Raw genomic sequence first — 14,691 nt, forward strand, 5'->3', positions numbered from 1 at the left:
ACAATGTGCACGAACTGCCGTGCCACGCAGGTCACTCCGCGGGAGCGAGTTGCTGTTCCGCCCAGATGATTTTGCCGTCCGTGACGTGGCGGCTGCCCCAGCTCGTGGACAACTGGGCGACGAGGAACAGCCCGCGCCCGCCTTCGTCGAAGCTGCGCGCGCGCCGCATGTGCGGCGCGGCGTCGCTGGCGTCGGTGACCTCGCAGATCAACGCCTGGTCCCGGATCAGGCGCAGCCGGATGGGGGCCTTGCCGTAGCGCACCGCGTTGGTGACCAGCTCGCTGACGATCAGCTCGGTGGTGAACGACCGGTCGTCCAGGCCCCAGGCGGCCAGCCGCTCCGTCACCATGCCACGCACAGCGGACACCGCGGAGGCGTCGGGCGGAACGTCCCACTGGGCGAGGTCGGCCGCGTCCAGCGTGCGGGGCCGGGCCACCAGCAGGGCCGCGTCGTCGCCGCGCCGCGGAAGCATCGCGGCGAGGACGTCGTCGCACACGGCGGCGGGCGAGGAACCGCCGGCGTCGACCAGGCACTCCTGCAGCCGCGCGATCCCGGCGCCGAGGTCGCGGTCCCGGGACTCCACGACGCCGTCGGTGAACAGCACGAGCAGGCAGTCCTCGGGGAGCTCCACCTCGGCCGACTCGAAGGGCAGCCCGCCCAGTCCCAGCGGCGGCCCCCCGGGCACGTCCAGCAGCTCGCTCGTCCCGTCCGGCAGCACCAGCAGCGGCGCCACGTGCGCCGCGCGGGCCACACAGCAGCGGCGCGACACCGGGTCGTACACGGCGTACAGCACGGACGCCCCGACCTCCGGATCGGAGGCGTCGGCCTCCCTCTCGCGGTCCATCCGGTTCACGATGTCGTCCAGGGAGGTCAGCAGTTCCTCCGGCGGGAGGTCGATGTCGGCGAGCGTCCGCACGACGGAACGCAGCCGCCCCATGGTCGCGGCCGCCTCCACGCCGTGCCCCACGACGTCACCGACGACCAGTGCCACCCGCGCGCCGGACAGCGGGATCACGTCGAACCAGTCGCCGCCCACCCCGGCCGCGAGGTCGGCGGGCCGGTAGCCGTACGCGGCGTCCACCGCGCTCTGCGCGGGAGGCTCCCTCGGGAGCAGGCTCTGCTGAAGGGCGAGCGCCGTGCTGTGCTCCCGCTCGAAGTGGCGGGCGTGGTCGATGCACACGGCCGTGGTCTCGGCCAGTTCCTCGACGAGAAGCAGGTCCTCGGCGTCGAAGGGCAGTTCGTGCCGGAGGAAGGTGACGACACCGAGCGTGATGCCGCGTGCGGTCAGCGGTGCGGAGATCGCCCCTCCCCCGGACCGGCCCGCGGGCAGGTCGGTGCCCCAGCCGGGCCAGGCGACGGCGGGGTGGGGCAGATCGACGCGCACGGCACGCCGTTCCCACAGCGCCCGGCCCGGCAGGGAGTCGCGTTCCACGGCCCGCCAGTCCGTGCGGCCGGCAGCCCGTCCGTGCCGCGCGCCGTTCACGCCGGCACCCTGCGCCGCCGGACCCCGCTCGCCGCTCGCCGCGACCAGCCGTGTCTCCACGGGGCCGTGCACGCCCGTCCGGTCGTTGCCCAGGGTCTCGGGAAGCAGGTGGACCAGCGCGACGTCGGCAAGGTCCGGCACCGAGAGGTCCGTGAGTTCGCGGGCCGTCCGCTCCACGTCCAGGGAGTGCCCGATGGTGCGGCGTGCCTCGTCCAGGAGGCTGAGCCGCTGGCGGGCCCAGAACTCCGTGGAGTTGTTCCGGGCCATGGTGCACAGCGCGATCACCCCGCCGTGCCGGTCGCGGACCGGGTCGATGTGGATCGCCCACTCGTGCGGCCGGTTCTCGCCGGGCACCTTCTCGTAGGTGAGGACGGAGCGTGCGGTCCCGGTGTCCCGTGCCTGGCGCATGGCCTCCTCGAGCGCGTGGTGCTGGCTGTCGGGCGCGAAGATCTCGGTGGGCAGCCGTCCGTGCACCTCGTCGGTGCCCGCCTTGAAGACCACGTACGAGAATGCGTTCGCCCACAGCAGGCGCAGCTCCGTCGACCAGAGGCAGATGGCGGCGCTGGACTGCGTCCACGCCCCTTCGAGCAGGCCGACGTCGCGGCCCGCCGCGTCCGTCGCGGACACCGGGCTCAGGAACCAGACCGTGGGGCCGCCTTCGGCGACCGCCCGCTGCACCTGGACGTTCGCCTCGACACCGTGACCGGCCTTGTGCCGCAGCACCGTGCGGTTCGGCCGGTCCTGCCGGGTGCGGCCGGCCGGCGGGGGACCCTGCTGCCCGTCGGCGACGAATTCGTTCACCGGGCGGCCCATTGCCTCGTCGCGGTGGTAGCCGAGGATGGCCTCGGCCTCGTCGCTCCATCCGTTCACCCGGCCCCTGCCGTCGACGGACACGACCGCGATCAGGCAAGCGAGGGCCGGCCCTCCGTGCGTGCCCCCCGACTCCGCGATTCCTGTAAGCATGGCCGGACCCATCCCGTCAAGGCGATGTCGGCTGATTGTACGGCGTAAAAGGTACGAACGGGTTCAACCCGGTCGGCATCCACGACCGGGCTGCCGGGCTCCGGCACCGCGAGCCCCTTCCGCGGACCGCGCCCCGGCCCAGGACGCCGTGCCCCCGGGCTCACGACTCGGCGGCCAATGCCGCGGTCACCCTCTCTCGCGGGGCAGTGCCGCCACGAATTCCGCGAGGTCCGCCGCCTGGGGCGGCCTCTGACCGCGGAGACAGCGGTGGTAGTGACCGGCCACCAGCCGGCGCAGCTCCGCCTCGTCCGGTTCCGCGCCGGTCAGTTCGAGGTGGACCCGGTGGGGTTCACCCGTCATCCGAAGGGGCCTGGCCAAGGCGTCGAAACCGCAGATGTACTCGCCGGGCTCCTCCCACCACGCCTCGGCGAACGCCTGGTCCCTGAGGACGTACATGTGGAACGCGTCATCGAAGATGATCACAGGCCCGGTCGGTCTCGTCACGCCGGCATTGTGGCGGGCGATCCGTCGGCCACTGCGACCGGCCCGTCCGGCCCGGCCCGTCCGGCTCAGCTCGGAAAAGCAGGCCGCGTCGCACACCACGGCGCGGTAGTACCCTTTGGTACGAAATGCTGACTTTCGTCGACTTGTACTACCCGTAGTGGTCCGCTCGGGGATGTGTGAGAGGACGATGATCTATGAGGTGCACGGACCGCACGCGTTCCGAGGACGCCGGTCGCCCGGCGGGTGGCTCGCCCGTACATCTGGACGCCGCCTTCAAGGCGGACGCGCCGAACCGCTACGAGGCGCTGCGGCGGCAGGGCCCGGTGCATCGGGCGGAGCTGTACCCGGGTCTGTACGGCTGGCTGGTCGTCGACTACGACCTGGCGCGTGAGGCGCTGACCCACCCGGCCCTGCTCAAGGACCCCTCCCCCGCGGCCGACGCCCTCGCGGCCGCCGATTTCGTCCTGAACAAGCCCGGAGTGGGCCTCGGGGGCCACATGCTGGAGGCCGACGGGCAGGACCACACCCGCCTGCGGCGCCTGGTGTCCGGGGTCTTCACCCCGCATCGCACGGCCGGGCTGGCCCCGCGCGTCCGGCAGATCGCGGAGGACCTGATCGACGCCATGGCGTCACGCGGTACCGCCGACCTCGTCGAGTCCTTCACCGCGCCGCTCCCCATGACCGTCATCGCCGAACTGCTCGGCATCCCCGACGAGCACCGCGCCCGCTTCCGCCTCTGGAGCAGGAAGGCCCTCGACACCGCGGCCGAGGACCACCGCAGTTCCGTGGCCGGCCTGCACGGCCTGGTGCGACGGCTCATCGACGAGAAGCGGGCGCGCCCGCAGGACGACCTGATCTCGGCGCTGGTCGGGGCGCGCGACGAGGACGACGGACGGCTGACCGACGAGGAGCTCGTCGGTACCTGCATCCTCATGGTCATCGCGGGCCACGACACCACCGTGAACCTCCTGGGCAACGCCCTCCTCGGGCTGCTGCGTGATCCGGCGCAGTTGCGCCTGCTCGAAGGGACGCCCGACCTCATACCGGGAGCCGTGGAGGAGTTCCTGCGCTACGACAGCTCCGTCGAAGTGGCGTCCCACCGCTATGCCGCCCGCGACCTCGAACTCGGCGGCCACTTCATCCCCCGCGGAAGCATCGTCGGCATCGCGCTGTGGTCCGCGAACCGTGACGCACCCATGCCCGCGGGTGAGGCCCCCTCCGTGCTCGACGTGTCACGTCCTGCCGCCCGGCACTTGGCCTTCGGCCACGGCATCCACCACTGCCTGGGCGCTCCCCTGGCCCGGCTCGAGGCGACCACGGGCCTCGAAGTGCTGCTGCGGCGCATCCCCGGCCTCGAGGCGGCCGTCCCTCTCGACGAGATCGACTGGATCCCCTCCGGCATGATCCGCGGCCCGCTCAGCCTGCCGGTGCGTTACGGGCCCGTCCTGCCACGAGGCTGACGCCCTCTCGTCCGTGCTCCGCGGGGCTCCGCGGCGGGAATCAAACGTGGCCGCCGAGCGCTGGGCACGGCGTGAAGAAGATCGGATTCCTCTCCTTCGGCCACTGGTCGCCCAGCGAGCACTCGCAGGCCCGGTCGGCCATGGACGTCCTGCACCAGTCCATCGACCTCGCGGTCGCCGCCGAGGAACTCGGCGTGGACGGTGCGTACTTCCGGGTGCACCACTTCGCCCGGCAGGCGGCCAGCCCCTTCCCGCTGCTCGCGGCGATCGGTGCGCGGACCTCGAAGATCGAGATCGGCACCGGCGTGATCGACATGCGCTACGAGAACCCGCTGTACATGGCCGAGGACGCGGGCGCGGCCGACCTCATCTCGTCCGGCCGGCTGCAACTGGGCATCAGCCGCGGCTCACCGGAGCAGGTGATCGAGGGCTGGCGGCTGTTCGGCTACAACCCCGCGCCGGGCGAGACGGACGCCGACATGGCCCGCCGCCACACCGAGGCGTTCCTCACCGTCCTCGGCGGCGAGGGTTTCGCCACGCCCAACCCGCGGCCGATGTTCCCCAACCCGCCCGGGCTGCTGCGGATCGAACCGCACTCCGAGGGGCTGCGCGACAGGATCTGGTGGGGCTCCGCCTCGAACGCGACCGCGGTCTGGGCCGCCGAGCTGGGGATGAACCTGCAGAGCTCGACGTTGAAGAACGACGAGTCGGGCGAGCCGCTGCACGTCCAGCAGCGCAAGCAGATCGAGGCGTACCGCGAGGCGTTCCGGAAGGCGGGCCACGACCGCGAGCCGCGGGTGTCGGTCAGCCGCAGCATCTTCGCGCTGACCAACGACCTCGACCGGGCGTACTTCGGCCGCGACCGCGGCTCCCGGGACCAGGTCGGCATGATCGACGACACGACCCGGGCCGTCTTCGGGCGTTCCTACGCCGCGGAGCCGGAGGAACTGGTGAAGCTGCTGCGGGACGACGAGGCGATCCAGGCCGCGGACACCCTGCTGCTGACCATCCCGAACCAGCTCGGGGTCGACTACAACGCGCACCTGCTGGAGAGCATCCTCACCTACGTGGCACCCGAACTCGGCTGGCGCTGAGGGCGGGTCAGCGGTGGCCGGAAGAGGCCATAGGCCCTGTCCTGCCTGAACGCCTCGACGATCGTGCGCAGCCACGGGCTGCGCACGGCCGGCAGCCGGACCAAGGTGTGCTGGAACGTCCGCCAGTCGGCCCGGAAGCGTTCGTCGCGGCGCGGCGGGAGCGACTCGTCGCGCAGGACGTCCAGGGGTATACGGCCCGACGCGGGAAGGGACGAGTACGGCTGGGGGGAGTGCAGCCACCGCCACACCGCCGACGGCAGGGGCACCGAGTACGCGGCGGGCGCCGGGCCGGCGGGGGCCCAGGTCCGGCCGGTCCCGGGATGGACCGGCACGAGGAGGATGTCGGCGCCCTCGACGGGGACGGGCCGTCCCGGTCCTGCCAGGACGGCGTGCCGGGCCGGCGCACCGGCGGGCAGCATGGTGTCGAGTGCGTGCTGGAACACCGTGGCGGTCATGCCGTCGGGGACCTCCACGGGCTGCCCTTGGGAGGCCACCAGCAGGTGGGCGAGGGCCCGGCCGGCTGCCGCCGTCCATTGCGGGCTCCACGACCAGTGGCGGCCCGACCCACGTCGTTCCCCCCACGAGGTGATCGGCTCGAACGGCGGCGCGCTCTCCGCCTTTTCCATCAGTTCCGCCCAGGAGAGCGGCGCGGCGTCCGCACCCACCCGGACCCGGCGCACGGCGTCCGGGCCGAGCCGCACCAACTGCCAGAGCGAGCAGTCGTCGAAGCGTGTCGCGACGAGCAGGTCGCAGCCCAGGCAGGCCATGTTGGGCCCGTCGGCCCCGTCGATGCCGCAGCAGGCGCCGCCGCGCTTCCCGGGGATCAGCCGGGTCCCGTGGATGTCACCGGGTGCTATGACGATCTGCCCGGCCGGGGCGTCGGACAGCGCGTGCACGGGCGCGTAGATGCCGCGTGCCTCCGCCTCGCCCGGATCGAGCTCGTCCCACAGCCGCCACGGCCTGCCCCACGGATCCGGGTCGACGGCGAAGGTCCCGGACTCCATGAGCACTGGAAGCTGGAGGCCGTTCCCGTACACCTGGCGGGCATGGACCGGAAGCGAGACCTGGGAGAGAGGGACGGTCAGCTCGGCGCCGCACCGGGCGCAGACGAAAACGAACAAGGGCCCTCTCCGGTCGGGGAACGACTGCATCGTCGCAGACCCGCGGGTACCGGCCAACCGGATTCCCGTCCGTCGTGGGATTCGTCAGGGCCGACGGGTCACGCGCTCGTGGCGTGAGGGCCGGCGGGCTCCTCGCGGGCCCGGTCCGGGGCCGCGATGTCGGAGGCGGCGCCGTGTCCCGTGGAGGGCGGTGCCACGCGGCGTCGTATCCGCTCGCCCTGGCGGCCGAACAGGCAGAGGACTTCGGCGGGCTCCTGGCCGCTGTTGCCGAACCAGTGCGCCATCCGCGTGCTGAACTCCGCCGACTCGCCGACCCTGACCTGCAGGTCCATGTCGTTGAGAACGAGACGCAGGCGGCCGGCCAGAACGTACATCCACATGTGCCCCTCGTGGGTCTGGGGCACGGGATCGGTACGGCCCGGGGGCACGATCAGCTTGAACGACTGGATCGGGCCGATCTCCTGCGCGAGCGGCAGACGCACCATCCCGTTCCACGGCTGCGGTGCGAGCCGGTTGACGGGGCCCTCCGGGGGTGCGACGTGGATCACGTCGTCCAGGGCGATGCCCAGTGCCTGCGTGATCGGCAGCAGCAGTTCCAGGCCGGGGCGCCGCCGGCCGGCCTCCAGTCGCGACAGGGTGCTCTTGGAGATACCGGTCGCCTTGGCCAGCGCGGTCAGGGTCACGCCGCTCCGCAAGCGGAGACGTCGCAGCTGAGGGCCCACTTCGGCCAGTGTCTGGGTGATGGCGCCGGAAGATTCCACGTCCAGGGGAACGTGGTGTTCCCCGGCCCGATTCCCGGAAACAGCAACACTTCTTGTCCGGCTCCCTGGCGCTCGCCCATCGTGGCGGTGCGCGCCTGCGGTGCGGTTCGTACGAACAGTCATGGTTCGACACGTTCCGCGGTGAAGCGCGCACATTTCTGGCGTTCTTTTCGACACGACCGATGGGCGGGAGACATGATGGGCAACTGGGGCACGGACGGCTGGGCGGTGGCGCCGGGTGAGGGTGAGCGTGTGGAGCCGGGCGGCCGGCACTGGCTGGAGGTGCTGGTACGCGGCAAGGAGGTCGGCGACGCCCTCGGGGTGTTCGTCTTCACCCATGACGTGATCGCCGAGAACCCTCCGCACGCCCACCACGACTTCATGAAGGTCATCTACATCCTGGAGGGCCACTACGACTTCCGGGTCGGCGACGCGACCTTCTCCGGAGGACCGGGGACCGTGGTCGTGGTGCCCAGGGGCAGCCAGCACACCTTCACCACTCCGACCGGCGGACGGGCGCTGTTCGTGTCGTCGCCGTCGGGGAACGAGGAGCTCTTCCTGGAGATGGGCAAGCTCGGCCCGCACCCCACCGAGCGGCAGCTCGCGGAGCTCAACGAGCGGTTCGGCACGAGAGGGCCGGACGACCACGAGGCGTCCTGGCAGCAGATGCACGAGGCCGAGTAGCCGGAGCGCGACGGGCCGGCCGGCGGTGGCGTCGGCCGGTCACAGGCCGTCGAGGAAGGCACTCACGGCCTCGGCGAAGCCGGCGGGGTCGGTCTCGTGCACGGTGTGCCCGGTCGCCAGGGTGACAAGCCGGGTGCGGGGGCGCCGGGCCGCCATGGCCGCGGCGTGTTCCGCGGTGAGCGTGTCGCTCCGGGTGCCGTGGACGAGCAGGGCGGGGCAGTCGCCGGCGAGCCAGTCGTCCCAGTGGTCGCCGTTGACCTGGGCAACGGAGGCGACCATGTCCTGCGGGCGGAAGGCCAGGCCCCAGCCGTCGGGATGTTCGCGGATGGCGTCGGTCAGGTAGCGTGCCGAGCCGCCGAGTTGTGCGACCAGGGCCGCACGGGTGGGCGCCCGGTGCGGCCATGCCAGGCAGAAGGACAGGTCGTCGTCGATCTCCACGCCGATGTCCTCGATGATCAGGGCGCCGACCGCGTCGGGGTGGTGCGCGGCGAGCTGGTAGGCGTTGACTCCGCCGAGCGAGTGGCCGAGCACCACCACCTGAGGCAGGCCGAGGTGGGCGAGGAGCGCTGCGGCGTCGTGGACGTAGCCTGCGCGCGAGAAGTCCGGCGGCCGGTCCGAGAAGCCGTGTCCGCGCTGGTCGAGGGCCACGACTCGCCACGCGGGTGCCAGTGCGCGCGCCAGAGCCGTGAAGGTGCGGGCCTCGCTGAAGTGGCCGTGGAGGGCGAGCAGGGGCCTCCCCGGGCCACCGAAGTCGAGGTAGGACAGGCGCCGCCCGTCCACCTCGAATGCCGCGCGTGCCGGCTCGGGTTGGAACATCGGCTTCATACGGGTCGGCCTGCCCTGAGTGTCTCGTGGTCCGTGGGTTCCTGCGGGGGGTCGAGCCGGGCGATGAGGGCGCGGCCGACCCGCTGGAGTTCCTCGTCATTGCCGATGCTCTGGAACCTGCCGCCGCGCCGGGGCAGGGCCAGTTGCTCGCGGAGCAGGGGCAGGGCCGGCGCCGCGAGGGGACCCATGCGGTCCAGGCAGGCCACGACATGGTTGGCGGTTTGGGGGTTCTCCGCCATGGCCCGCAGCAGGGCGTCCACGACGGCCGGCGCCTCGGCCTCGCCGCCGATCCCCCAGAGGGCCGCCGCGCAGTGCACCCGGATCCAGGTGTAGTCGTCCGCCAGGTGGTCCCGCAGGCGGGGCAGTGCCACGGAGGCTGACGGGCCCATCTCGGCGAGCGGGTCGGCCGCTTCACTGATGCCGAAGCTGAAGTCGTCGTCGAGGAGGCCGAGCAGGAGCGGCAGCATCTCGGCCCGGTCGCGGCCCACGGCCCACAGCGCGGCTACGGCGGCACGACGTACGTGCACGTCCGAGGCCACGGTCAGAGACCGGATCACGTCCAGCGCACCGGCCGCCGCCGGCCCGAAGGCCCTCAGCGCCTGCAGGGCCGACTGCGTGACACGGGCCTGCCCGTGGCCCGGCGCGGCAACGAGTGTGTGCACGACCGCCGGAACCGCGGCCGCGTCGCCGAGTGCCCCCAGGGCGGAAAGGATCGCGCAGGCGCTCATCTCGGTCCACTGCCGGGAAAGATCGACGCGGCGCAGGTGGTCGCAAAGCCGGGGCACCAACTGGTCGGCGGCCTGTGGCAGATGCCCTGCCACCTGGATCGCCCGCCAGGCGTCCACGTCGCTGTCCAACGCGGTCAGCAGACACGGCAGCGCGCGTACGTCGCCGAGGCGCGCCAGCGCCCGGACGGCCTCTTGGTGGCTTCTCCGCAGCGGTGCCTCCGGCGCCGCCCACACATCGGGGCCGTACTGGACGAGTTGTGCGTCGATGTGCGCGGCGAGAGCGTCCCGGGCCGGGGCGGCGATCGGGTGGCAGGATTCCAGGACGGCCGCGGCCTCGGCGGCGACCTCCGCGTCGGCCGTGGTGAGCTGGCCGGCGACCAGCAGGAGCAGCCGGGTGTGGTCCCCGCGCCAGGCCCGCATCAGCTCCCCGCTCATACGGACCGCGTCGAGCCGGGAACCGGGGTCGGGGCTGCTCAACTGCTCGGCCAGTACAGCGGTGCGCTCGGGCACCCGCGCGCCCAGGGCTTCGTGGAACGTACGCAGCAGGGCCGTTGTGGGTGCGAGCACGCGCGTGTGCCGGTCGAGATCCGCGAAGGCCTCGACGATCTGGGGCGCGACTCCGTCGGTGGACACCGCGGGGCTCTCCGGGACCGGTGCGATGCGCCGCACGGGTATCGCGCGGGCGGTCTCGCGCAGCAGGCCGACGGCGGCCGGTACGACGTCCTCGCCGATCTCGTCCGGGGCGCACCGGGCCCGCTGGACCAGGGCCGCCAGACGGGTCGCGGGACCCTGGTCCGGGTCGGCCGCGAGTCCGGTGAGCCAGTCCATGACCTGCCGCGAGGCCACCGGCAGGCGCAGGGCCAAGGTGGCCGCCGCAGCCGCGATCCGCAGCCGCGCGGCCATGCCGCGCTCGGCGGCCAGCCGTTCCCGCAGTACCGCGGCGGCCCGGTCGGCGTCGTCGAGGAAGAGCCCGAGCCCGGGAATCGCGGCCAGGCGCACGCCCGGGTCGGCGTCGCGGGCGAGTTCGGTAATCCCGTCCGCACGTTCGCGCAGGAAGGCGACGGCTTGTCCGCAGCCCATCGGCGGGTAGTACTCGATCTCCGTGCCGTCGACCTCGAAGCCCCGGTCGAGTGACTCCCGGCCGATGCTGACCATCAGCGCGACGACGGCCGCCCGGTCGGGCGTGGCGCCGTCGACAGCCAGCTCGAACAGGAAGGGGAGGCTGGCCGCCGTGGGCGGGTACACGCTGCCCTGGTGGTGGACCGCGCTGTAGAAGCGGTCGAGGGCCTTGCGGCGTTCCTCGGCGTCCGGGGAGCGCAGCGCCCTCAGCAGCCCCGGCACCTCCTCGGCGGAGCCGTACGCGTGCTCCATTGAGGCCCAGTCGATGTCGTGAAGTCCGTCGAACATGTCGTGAACGATGCCAGGAGGCACTGACAACGGGGTTGTTCCGGGCCGCGAGTAGGGGCGTTCGGACGGCGGACGGCGCGCCCAGTGCGGGCTCGGGCGGCTGCCCCACTGGCGGCGAGGGCCGGTCCCTCAACAGTCTCGCGCGACAGGAGAGAACACGTGGTCGTCTTCCGCTGCCGCAATTGCCAAGCCGTGCTGAGCCGCGCCGTGCGTGAGGTCGAACTGCCGGAGTACGACGACGCCCCGCTGCCCTTCAGGATGCCCGAGGGCCACGACTGCCCACCGCGCATGGCTCCCGGCGCCTTTGCCGTCGAGTACCTCTCCGTCCCGGGCCTCGACCAGTACCCCGGTCTTCAAGGCGCGATGCCGGTAGTGCAGTTCGTGCTGTGCCCGCAGGACGTACTCCGCCTCGAACCGATCCGCCTCGGCAGCCGGCGCGCCGGCTGTTGCGGGCCTATGGGACTGGACGGGGCCAACCTCGCCTGCGCCGGCTGCCGTACCGAAGCGGCCGTCGAGACGGCGGACTGCGCCACGCCCCAGCAGATCGCCCTCCTTGTCCCGGCAGTTGAGAGGACCACGGGCGGCGGTTGAGGCGGCCCGGCCGGTCACCGACCGTGCGGCGGACCGCCTTCGGCTATTCCAGCCACATGCCGTCGCGCATGATGACGCTGCCGCGGAGTTCCGGCTCGCCGCGCCACGCGCGCACGGTCCTCGGGACCACGCGTACGTACACGAACGCAGCCGCTTCCTTGCGTGGGTCCCAGCCGAACTTGCCGGCGAACGCCTCCGCCGCGCTTGCGGGCACCTCCTGGTCCGGGAAGCACTCCGCCTCGCCCTGGAGGAGGACCACGTCGAAGGTGTCCGGCAGCGACACGTGCACGCGCGGATCCCTCCGGATGTTCCGTACCGTCACGGACGTGGCCCCGGTGCACATCCACACGGCTTGCCCGTCCCACAGGAACCACAGCGGCACCTGGTGCGGCCCGTGTTCGGGGTGAGCCGTCGACACCCATACGTCCCGCTCGGTGCCGAGCCGTTCGAGCGCGTCGCGCATGCGCTCCGCGGAATGACGCCGAATGCCTTCCGTGCTCTCCATGGGCCGACCCTAGTCAGGCGGGAGCGAGCAGCGCCTGAGCCGCGGGACCTACTCCCGGCGACCGAGGTACACCTCGGCCTTGGAGCGGGCGGCGGTCGTCCCTGCGTGGATTGCCCCGGTGACCTACGACATCACGCTCGCGCGCGTGCGAGCGGGCCTGACGCTGCAGCAGACGCTCGACCTCCTCAACGCCGGCTTCGACCCCGATGCCGACCTTCCGCAGCTGCGGGGTCGCCGGGACGCGTGCAGCTCGACTACTCGGGGGACACGGCTGACATCGAGGTGGCGTACCGCTACTCGGGGCCGGCGGCGTCGGCGGTGATGGACCTCGTCTACCGCATCGCCCGTATCGTCGAGGAGGAAAGCGGCCTGACCGGCTACGACTTCGAGGTCGACCAGCCCGTCCGAACCGGTGACCCGGCCAGAGCCGCGGCCAAGGTGAGCGGCGTCTCGGAGTGGGCGTGGGATCACCTCGCCCAGCTGTGTCACGAAGGACGATCTCGTAGCCGCCCTCGTCCAGGGCAGCGATGGATGCGAACCAGGCGTGATCGTCCTCATCAGGCTGGATCACGGCGAAGGTGTTGTCGGAATTCGCACAGGCGTGGTGCCGGCACTGTCAGACGGCCGCGTCTGCGCGAGTCCGAGGTATCGCCTGCAGGGCGATATCGACGGTGGCATGGAGGGCCGCACGTGCCGCACCGGCAGCAGCGTGCACCGCGTTGCCCTCGCTGACCACCATGACGTAGCGGGCGAGTGCGTGAGGGTCGGTCCCCGCGGGCAGGTCGCCCTCCTCGACGGCGCGGGCCAGTCGCTGCGCCAGGGCACGTTCGCCGGCGAGGCGGCTGTCGGCCAGGAACGTGGCGATACGGCCGCTGTCGCTGCCCTCGGCCAGGCCTCCCTGCACGGACAGGCATCCGGAAGGGCGGTCGGCACGGGTGAGCGCGTCGGCGTTGGCCCGGAGGAAGGATTCGACGACCTCGTGCGCGGTCGGTTCGGCGAGGGCCTCGCGGGCATAGGCCATGTCGGCCTCGGCATAGCGAGCGACGGCCCGATGGAACAGCTCCTCCTTGTTCCCGAACGCCGCGTACATGCTCGTGCGGTTGATGCCCATGGCCTCGGTGAGGTCAGTGAGCGACGCACCCTCGTACCCCTGGCGCCAGAAGACCTCCACTGCACGCTCCAGCGCGGCATCCGCGTCGAAGCCCCTGGGTCTGCCGCGTACCGCCATGACGCCTCCTGTGTCAGCCCTCCATATTTTAACCGAGCGGTACGGAATAGGCGTACCGGTGCCTCGGTTCTCCCCTACCGAACGACTTAAGTACCGAACGGTACGGAAATGGAGAACCCCTCATGGGACAGCTGGACGGCAAGACCGCCCTCGTCACCGGCGCCACCTCCGGCATCGGCCTGGCCGCCGCGCGACGGCTCGCCTCGGAAGGCGCCCACGTCTTCCTCACAGGCCGCCGTCAGGAAGCGATCGACGAGGCGGTGGCCTCCATCGGCGACCGCGCCACCGGAGTACGCGCTGACATCGCGAACCTCGACGACCTCGACCGCCTCTTCGCGCAGATCGAGCGGCACAGCGGCCTCGACATCGTCTTCGCCAACGCCGGCGGCGGCGAGTTCGCGGCCCTGCCCGACATCACCTGGGACCACTACGCCGACACCTTCAACACCAACGTCGGCGGCACCCTGTTCACCGTGCAGAAGGCACTTCCGTTGCTCACCCCCGGCGCATCGATCATCCTGACCAGCTCCAACATCGACACCAAGGGAGCCGCCTCCTTCAGCGTCTACGCCGCGACCAAGGCCGCGCTGCGCTCCCTCACCCGCAGCTGGGCGGCGGAGTGGTCACCCGTGGCATCCGCGTCAACAGCATCGCGCCCGGGCCGATCGAGACGCCCGGGCTCAGCGGCCTCGCGGGCGGTCCCGAGGCCGCCGAACAACTGCTTCAGGGCCTGGCCGCCGGAGTCCCCATGAAGCGGCTCGGCCGCCCGGAGGAGATCGCCGAAACCGTCCTCTTCCTCGCCGGTGGGACCAGCAGCTACATGACCGGTGCCGAGATATACGTCGACGGCGGGGCCAGCCAGATCTGACCACCACAGCCGACCGCCTGAACCTCCGCTCCTGACACGTCCGCACCGGGGCGGCCGGCCGAGCTCCCCGAGCCGACCGGCCGCCCCGGCCGTCCTTGAAGGAATCGCCATGCACCCCGTGACCGACCTGCTCGCAGCCAACCTGCACGAAGTCTTCGGCAACCGCGACCCCGTGTCCCGCCGCGCGGCCATCGACCGCATCTACACCGAGGACGTCGTCTTCACCGACCCAGAAGGTGTCACCACCGGCCGCGACGCCATCGAGGGCAAGGTCACCACCCTCCTCGCCGAGGCCCCGGCCGACTTCGAGTTCACCGAGGACGGCATGCGCTACGCCGGCTCCCGCACCGGAGCTCTTGCCTGGGCCTTCAGTGCGCCCGGCAATTCCGCCGTCCGCGGAATCGACGTCATCACCGTCCGCCACGGAAGGATCGCCACCATCCTGACCATGTTCACCGCCTGACTTCCG

General features: G+C 72.0%; 13 protein-coding genes and 1 pseudogene. 6 read left to right on the forward strand and 8 right to left on the reverse strand.

Features of this window, described 5'->3' with window-relative positions; genetic code table 11:
• Nucleotides 1–31: 31 nt before the first annotated feature.
• Both ACIP9H_RS15765 and ACIP9H_RS15770 read right to left on the reverse strand, forming a co-directional pair.
• Nucleotides 32–2,458 (reverse strand): SpoIIE family protein phosphatase, encoded by a 2,427-nt coding sequence (locus ACIP9H_RS15765; RefSeq protein WP_401959437.1) that lies wholly within the window; start codon nucleotides 2,456–2,458, stop codon nucleotides 32–34.
• 174 nt (nucleotides 2,459–2,632) lie between these two features.
• Nucleotides 2,633–2,950 (reverse strand): hypothetical protein, encoded by a 318-nt coding sequence (locus tag ACIP9H_RS15770; protein WP_401592246.1) that lies wholly within the window; start codon nucleotides 2,948–2,950, stop codon nucleotides 2,633–2,635.
• 194 nt (nucleotides 2,951–3,144) lie between these two features.
• On the opposite strand from ACIP9H_RS15770, the gene ACIP9H_RS15775 reads away from it, so the two are divergent.
• Nucleotides 3,145–4,410, forward strand: coding sequence for a cytochrome P450 (locus ACIP9H_RS15775; protein ID WP_401959439.1), 1,266 nt, complete (start codon nucleotides 3,145–3,147; stop codon nucleotides 4,408–4,410).
• A gap of 71 nt (nucleotides 4,411–4,481) precedes the next feature.
• On the forward strand, nucleotides 4,482–5,504 hold the full coding sequence (locus ACIP9H_RS15780) for an LLM class flavin-dependent oxidoreductase (protein ID WP_401959441.1): 1,023 nt from the start codon (nucleotides 4,482–4,484) through the stop codon (nucleotides 5,502–5,504).
• Here ACIP9H_RS15780 and ACIP9H_RS15785 read toward each other — a convergent pair.
• Both ACIP9H_RS15785 and ACIP9H_RS15790 read right to left on the reverse strand, forming a co-directional pair.
• Nucleotides 5,474–6,625 (reverse strand): hypothetical protein, encoded by a 1,152-nt coding sequence (locus tag ACIP9H_RS15785; RefSeq protein ID WP_401959442.1) that lies wholly within the window; start codon nucleotides 6,623–6,625, stop codon nucleotides 5,474–5,476. The two genes, ACIP9H_RS15780 and ACIP9H_RS15785, sit on opposite strands and share 31 nt — an antisense overlap.
• A gap of 98 nt (nucleotides 6,626–6,723) precedes the next feature.
• Complete coding sequence (locus ACIP9H_RS15790) at nucleotides 6,724–7,308, reverse strand: helix-turn-helix domain-containing protein (RefSeq protein WP_401959444.1); 585 nt, start codon at nucleotides 7,306–7,308, stop codon at nucleotides 6,724–6,726.
• A gap of 273 nt (nucleotides 7,309–7,581) precedes the next feature.
• Between ACIP9H_RS15790 and ACIP9H_RS15795 the strand changes: the two genes are divergently transcribed.
• On the forward strand, nucleotides 7,582–8,070 hold the full coding sequence (locus ACIP9H_RS15795) for a cupin domain-containing protein (protein WP_401592236.1): 489 nt from the start codon (nucleotides 7,582–7,584) through the stop codon (nucleotides 8,068–8,070).
• A gap of 39 nt (nucleotides 8,071–8,109) precedes the next feature.
• Here ACIP9H_RS15795 and ACIP9H_RS15800 read toward each other — a convergent pair whose 3' ends face one another.
• Nucleotides 8,110–8,886 (reverse strand): alpha/beta fold hydrolase, encoded by a 777-nt coding sequence (locus ACIP9H_RS15800; protein ID WP_401592234.1) that lies wholly within the window; start codon nucleotides 8,884–8,886, stop codon nucleotides 8,110–8,112.
• 5 nt (nucleotides 8,887–8,891) lie between these two features.
• Nucleotides 8,892–11,030, reverse strand: coding sequence for a HEAT repeat domain-containing protein (locus tag ACIP9H_RS15805; RefSeq protein WP_401959446.1), 2,139 nt, complete (start codon nucleotides 11,028–11,030; stop codon nucleotides 8,892–8,894).
• 159 nt (nucleotides 11,031–11,189) lie between these two features.
• Between ACIP9H_RS15805 and ACIP9H_RS15810 the strand changes: the two genes are divergently transcribed.
• Nucleotides 11,190–11,621, forward strand: coding sequence for a hypothetical protein (locus ACIP9H_RS15810; protein ID WP_401959448.1), 432 nt, complete (start codon nucleotides 11,190–11,192; stop codon nucleotides 11,619–11,621).
• A 43-nt stretch (nucleotides 11,622–11,664) separates the two neighbouring features.
• Here the strand turns inward: ACIP9H_RS15810 and ACIP9H_RS15815 are convergent, their stop codons facing one another.
• Nucleotides 11,665–12,126, reverse strand: a complete 462-nt coding sequence (locus tag ACIP9H_RS15815; RefSeq protein ID WP_401959450.1) for a pyridoxamine 5'-phosphate oxidase family protein — start codon at nucleotides 12,124–12,126, stop codon at nucleotides 11,665–11,667.
• Nucleotides 12,127–12,742: 616 nt separating this feature from the next.
• Entirely contained in the window at nucleotides 12,743–13,354 is a 612-nt protein-coding gene (locus tag ACIP9H_RS15820; RefSeq protein WP_401592226.1) for a TetR/AcrR family transcriptional regulator, read from the reverse strand.
• 122 nt (nucleotides 13,355–13,476) lie between these two features.
• Between ACIP9H_RS15820 and ACIP9H_RS15825 the strand changes: the two are divergent.
• Both ACIP9H_RS15825 and ACIP9H_RS15830 read left to right on the forward strand, forming a co-directional pair.
• Nucleotides 13,477–14,222: pseudogene (locus tag ACIP9H_RS15825) on the forward strand (SDR family NAD(P)-dependent oxidoreductase).
• Between the two features lie 109 nt (nucleotides 14,223–14,331).
• Entirely contained in the window at nucleotides 14,332–14,685 is a 354-nt protein-coding gene (locus ACIP9H_RS15830) for a nuclear transport factor 2 family protein (RefSeq protein ID WP_401959451.1), read from the forward strand.
• The last annotated feature ends 6 nt before the right edge of the window (nucleotides 14,686–14,691 follow it).

The sequence above is a fragment of the Streptomyces sp. NPDC088732 genome (genome assembly GCF_044751205.1).
Taxonomy (GTDB): Bacteria; Actinomycetota; Actinomycetes; order Streptomycetales; family Streptomycetaceae; genus Actinacidiphila.